Raw genomic sequence first — 823 nt, 5'->3', positions numbered from 1 at the left:
CCTTCATCTTCTGCACAGCATCGATTCCTGAAATCGCTCCTACATTGCGATCACCATTCCTCGTTCGTGGCACACGCTATTGCGTAGTCGCTTGAGTGCCGGCTGACCTGCGGGAATTCGCGGTCAAGCGCAGGGCATTCGCAAGATCGAGCTATGACCGGATATTCGGTTATGTGATAGTCACGCCGGTTTTGGTGGGTACGTAGAAGAGCGCGGCCTTCTGGCGATCATGCAGATGTCTAGACTGATGTCCTTTTGACCACCCTGCGCAACACCGCGATCAGCCTGCTCCGCCTGGCCGGCGTCGCATCCATCGCGCCAGCCCTATGAAAGGACAGCCGAAACCCGCCGATCCCTACAACTACTAGGAATCACCTAGAACGGGCATATCTCTACCTTGCGAACGCCCTGCATCGCCAGGGCTATTGCGTTCTGGGGTAACTGCTGGTCACAGCGGTTATGAGGTCGTGTGAGCGACGGTCGGCGCGTCGGTTGGCGCGGGCGATGTTGGGTTCGCCGTGGATGTGGTGCCAGCCGATTGCGGTGTTACGCAGGGTGGCCATGACGGCGGGTCCGGTGCCGGTGCGGGCCTGGTGAAGATCTTCACGGAACGTCACATCTCGCACGTTGTGGACCTGGTTTTCGATCAGCCATTCCGCTCTTGCCCATTTCTGCAGGTCAGCGGGTTGGGCGTCAGCGGCGGGTAGGGATGTGACCAGGTAGGCGGTCTCGCGGCTGGTCTTGCCGCCGGTGGTGCGGGTACGGGTGATCCGGACGGCTTGCTGGGCGTGCGAGAACGCGATCCCGCCCGGGGTGTGCAGGG

1 pseudogene is annotated in these 823 nt (G+C 61.1%); it reads right to left on the bottom strand.

The annotated features are described in order from the left end of the window. Positions 1–422: 422 nt before the first annotated feature. Positions 423–823 (bottom strand): annotated as a pseudogene (locus F8271_RS33670) (ISAs1 family transposase); the annotation flags it as partial.

This window comes from Micromonospora sp. ALFpr18c (genome assembly GCF_008868155.1).
GTDB lineage: Bacteria > Actinomycetota > Actinomycetes > Mycobacteriales > Micromonosporaceae > Micromonospora.
Note: the sequence above shows the minus strand (reverse complement) of the source record. Positions and strands in the feature narration are given on the sequence as shown.